Source organism: Rhodococcus chondri (genome assembly GCF_036327435.1).
Taxonomy (GTDB): domain Bacteria; phylum Actinomycetota; class Actinomycetes; order Mycobacteriales; family Mycobacteriaceae; genus Rhodococcus; species Rhodococcus chondri.
Genome location: NZ_JAUZMZ010000309.1, coordinates 1 through 2926, shown reverse-complemented (window position 1 = coordinate 2926; position 2926 = coordinate 1). Strand labels below are relative to the sequence as shown.

2 protein-coding genes are annotated in these 2926 nt (G+C 72.4%); both read right to left on the bottom strand.

What is annotated here, in order from left to right; genetic code table 11:
• On the bottom strand, positions 1-177 hold a 177-nt coding region (locus Q8814_RS25475), incomplete at its 3' end, for a UvrD-helicase domain-containing protein (protein WP_330154731.1).
• The coding region (locus Q8814_RS25470; protein WP_330154730.1) for an ATP-dependent DNA helicase at positions 174-2926 on the bottom strand (2753 nt) is incomplete at its 5' end. The genes Q8814_RS25475 and Q8814_RS25470, both read right to left, overlap by 4 nt.

The following is a 2926-nucleotide window of genomic DNA, read 5'->3' as shown; positions in this document are numbered from 1 at the left end:
GTTCGCGACGAGCCACACCCCCCGCGGGGCCTTGGTGTCGGTCTTGCCGGCGCCGGCGCCGGCGACCACGAGCGCCGGGCCCATCGGCGCCTCGATCACTGCGGCTTGCTCGGTCGTCGGCGGGTGCTGGCCGAGTGCGTCAGCCAGTTCCCTCGCGCTCACTCGTGGTGCGCTCATCCGCCGGTCACCTGCCTGCCTTCGTCGTGCGCGGGGCAGCTCGACAACACCGGGCAGTGCCGGCAGCCGTCGTTGACCCGCGCGAGAAATTGCGGCCCCCGGGTTGCGGTGGCCGCCTCGTGGATCACGGTGCGCCAGCGCTCGAGGCCCTCGTCGTCGAGCGGTGGCTGTGCCCGCTGTGTGGCGCCTTCGTTGGTGTGCGGTTTGGCGACGAAGACCAGCCGGGCGCCGCCCGGTTCGGATGCGCGCTGACCGTCGCTCGCCCCGGCCGCAGCCGCCACCTGGTTTGCGGCGAGCTGGGCGTGGTCGCGGGCGGCGTCCTTGGTCACCGGGTTCTTCGCGGTCTTGACGTCGATCACGACGGGACGGCCGTCGGGGTCGCGTTCGAGCCGGTCGATCCGCCCACGTAGCCGCACACGCGGTTCGGTGTCGGTGCGCGGTTCGAGGATGCCGTCGACGCTGACCTCGACACCGACCTCGGTGAGTTCGCTGCGCGTGCTCTGCATCCAGGTCGAGAATGTGTCGAGCATCTTGCGGGTGCGCTCGAGTTCGCGCCGCGCGTACCAGTCGGATCCCAGATCCACTGAGTCCCACGCCTTCTCCAGTGCCTGGTTGATGCGCTCGGGCGGGATCCGCCCGGCCAGCGCCTGCACCAGGGTGTGTACGAGGGTGCCCGTCACGGCGTGGCTGTTCTCGCCGTCGGAACCGCCGTGTCGCTCGAACATCCACCGCAGCGGACACGTGACGAGTTGTTCGATCGTCGACGGGGACAAGCGCACAGCGTCGTCGTCCGGATCCCACAGCGAGTCGGATGTGCTCGGATCGGAGGTGCCGTACCACTGGTCGGGATGTGCCCCTTTCACACCGACACGTGCCAACCGAGAGAGTTGGGCCGCCGCCCACCGCTGCCGCTCCGGTTCGTGTTCGGCAACCGCCGGATCGCAGACGACACTGCGGAGTTCGGCAACGAGCGCGGGCAGCGCGAGCACCCGGGTCCGGACCTCGTCGGGTAGAGCGTCGGGGTCGGGCACCTGGGGTTCGTCGTCGGCGAGATCCGCGCCGAGCAGCTCGTCGACGAAGCGGGAGCGCACGAGTTCGGTGTCGCTGCCGATGGAATCGACGGCCGTGACGAGCAGACTGCGGCGGGCGCGGCTGCACGCGACCAGGAACAGCCGGCGTTCGTCGGCGAGCAGCGGTGCGGTGCGGGAGAGCCTGGTGTTGCCCGTGTCGCCGCCGTCGGCCCCGGAGACCGCATCGATAAGCGCTTCGATGCCGAGCAGCGTGCCGCGAGCGCGCAGGCTCGGCCACAGCCCCTCCTCGACTCCGGCGACCACGACCACATCCCATTCGCGGCCGGCCGCGGAATGCGCGCTGAGCACCGTCACGGCCTCGGACTCGGCGGCGGCGCGGGAGCGCACGGTGCCCGGAATCTCCTGCTCGGTGAGGTAGTCGACGAACCCGGCGATCTGGGCGCGCGGTAGGCGGTCGACGTAGTCGGCGGCGGCGTCGAACAGCGCCACCACGGCGTCGAGGTCGCGGTCGGCCTGGGCGCCGACCGGGCCGCCCCGCGCGGATGCCGCCACCCAGCGTCGTTCGAGATCGGTGGCCCGCCAGGCCTCCCACAACACGTCCTCGAGCCCGCCGCCGCGCAGCGCCGCCGACCGCGCCTTACGCAGGACTCCGAGGACTCGCTTCAGCGGCGCCGCTTCCACGTCGGTCAGGCCCCGCATCAGGCGCGCGGTGTCGTCGTCGTCCTCGGTGAGCAGCAGCCGCAGCAGTTCGGCGGAGTCGCGGTTGCCGTCGACGGCGAGTTCGACGCGGCGCAGTCCGCGACGCAACCGTCGCAGCGCCACCGGTTCGGCGCCACCGACCGGGCCCGAGAGCAGCGCGAGGGCTTCTTCGGTCCCGAAACCCCGTGCGGACACCGCCCGCAGGACCAGCAGCAGACCGGCGACGCTGTGCTGGCGCGCGAGCGGAAGTTCGGAGGCGGCGGTGGTCATCGGCACTCCCGCCGACAGCAGCGCGCGGCGCAGCGGCGCCAGCACGCGCGGTACCGATCGTACGATCACCGCCATCTGCGACCACGGCACACCGTCCACGAGGTGGGCGCGGCGCAGCGTGTCGGCCACCAGCGCGGCTTCTTTCGCCTGGCTCGGCTGGACCGACACCCGCACCCGGCCGGGATCGGTCTCCTCTGTTGTGGCCGCCGCGGCCCGGTGTGGCGGCAGACCCGGAAGACGGCGGGCGATACGGTCGGTGACCGCCGCGATTTCGGTGGCGGCACGGTGGTTGGTGCCGAGCAGCACCTGCCGGGACGGATCCTGCTCGGCGAGGCCGGTGAGGAAACCCGGGTCGGCGCCGCGGAACGTGAACACGCTCTGATCCGGGTCTCCCGCGATGGTGCTGGTGCGGGTTCCGGTGCCGATGACCCGCACCAGGTGCGCGGCCTGCGGATCGAGGTGCTGCGCGTCGTCGACGAGCAGGTGCCGGATGCGGCTGCGTTCCCCGGCGAGGAGGTCGGTGTCGGTCGCGAACGCGGCGAGCGCCGCGCCGACCAGTTCTGCGGCGTCCAGGGCGGGGGCGGTGGCCTCGGGGGCTTCGAGGCCGACGGCGCCGCGCAGCAGCATCACCTGTTCGTAGCTCTGCGCGAAGCGGCCCGCCGCCACCCATTCGGGTCGCTCGCGCCGCTCGCCCAGTGCGATGAGGTCTTCCGGGCCGAGCCCGCGTTCGTTGGCCCGCAACATCAGGT